This is a genomic window from Vibrio splendidus 12E03 (assembly GCF_000272105.2).
In the GTDB taxonomy this organism is placed as follows: Bacteria; Pseudomonadota; Gammaproteobacteria; order Enterobacterales; family Vibrionaceae; genus Vibrio; species Vibrio splendidus_I.
The window spans coordinates 1-1,847 of record NZ_AJZD02000206.1 but is presented as its reverse complement, the minus strand read 5'-3'; the positions used below and the strand labels follow the sequence as shown (position 1 = coordinate 1,847).

Annotated in this window: 1 protein-coding gene; it reads right to left on the bottom strand. The window is 44.5% G+C overall.

The window, feature by feature from the left end; all coding sequences use genetic code 11:
- Positions 1–322: 322 nt before the first annotated feature.
- Positions 323–1,847: BCCT family transporter (locus A142_RS13820; protein WP_019820749.1), on the bottom strand; the 1,525-nt coding region annotated here is incomplete at its 5' end.

Here is a 1,847-nt window from a genome sequence, read left to right as displayed (position 1 = left end):
GACAGTGTAATCCGTACTGTCGATACTGTATTTATCTATACCTTTAGTCATTATCCCTCTCTACGGAATACTATTAGGATCTATTGACCTCGTATTCCTTACTTACCTGCGACTTAATTACAAACTCGAACCTACGATCCAAGTAGTACAAGCTGTTGTCACAATAATTCAAATACTTGGATGTCTGAAGTTTAGCAGGTTAACTTGTTGTTTTCAGTAAACCAGAATCGGTTCGATTGAATTTCAAACAATATTCACGTAATTACTCAAGTTTATGACGAAAAAAAGGTCGACCCTGTCGACCTTTTTATCAAAAATACTTTTAACTCAAAGCATTTTGGTGCTTAACCAATTGATTTTCAGTTCGTAAACCTAGCAATAAGCTTAGGCACATAAGCAATAATATGAAGGCAAATGGTAGCGCCATTGATACCGTTCCAGCTTGCAGTGCTTGAATAGATTCCGTACCACCAACCCATAGTAGAACCGCTGCAATCGCGCCGCCCATCAACGCCCAAAATACACGTTGTGGAACCGGTGCATCCACTTTACCGCCAGAGGTAATGCTATCGATAACCAATGAGCCTGAATCAGAAGAGGTGATAAAGAACACCATAATCAAACCAATCGATACCACTGAAAGCACAGAGCTCATTGGCAGAGCATCGTAAGTATGGAAAAGAGAAAGTGTAATATCTTGCAGACCATTCACACCAATCTCGCCCACCTTGTTCGCCACTTGATCAATCGCGATGCCACCGAAAATAGCCATCCAGATGATGATTACTGTCGTTGGGATGAACAATACAGCAATGATGAATTCACGAATCGTTCGACCTTTAGAGATACGAGCGATGAACATGCCTACGAATGGTGACCAAGACATCCACCATGCCCAGTAGAATACCGTCCAACCTTGCATCCACGTTTCGTCATCACGACCGTGAGGATTGCTTAAGGGAATGAAGTTTTCAATGTAGCCCATTAGCGCGGTTGGGATTGCTTTAATACCCGCCATGCCACCAGCGATGGTAACGAAGATAAGTAAGCCCAAAGCAACCAGCATGTTCACATTACTCAGAAGCTTTACACCACCGTTGATGCCACGAACCACGGACATTGTCGCTAAGAAAGTAACCACTGCGATAACAATCAGCTGCATGCCAATACCGCCATCGGTACCAAATACATGGTTAATACCACTTGTTGCTTGTTGAGCGCCTAAACCTAACGATGTCGCAAGGCCGAACAAGGTTGCCAGTACCGCCACGATATCAACGATATGACCAAACCAACCCCAAGTTCTGTCACCCAAGATAGGATAGAAAATCGAGCGGATTGAAAGAGGCAGACCTTTATTGAAAGTGAAGAAGGCAAGAGCTAGAGCAACAACAGCGTAAATAGACCAGCCGTGTAAGCCCCAATTGTAGATGGTTGCACCAAGTGCCAACTTAGCCGCTTCAGGAGAGTAAGCTTCAACACCTAGTGGCGTTTCATACCAGCCAGTGAAGTAAGCCACTGGCTCAGCCACACCCCAGAACATTAAGCCAATACCCATTCCTGCGGCGAATAACATCGACATCCAAGATAGGTTTGAGTGCTCTGCTTTGGCATCATTGCCACCAATACGTATCTTGCCATACGGGGAGACAATGAGGGCAAAACAGAAAATTACGAAGATGTTTGCTGCCCACATGAAGAAACCATCGAAGTTACCAATGACTTTCCATTTGATTCCATCAAGCGCCGCTTTTGCGGTTTCAGGGTCTGCGACTAGAAGTGCCAGCAGGAAGATAATGATCGCCCCTGCACTGATTCCAAATACTGGGTTATGAACATCAAAACCC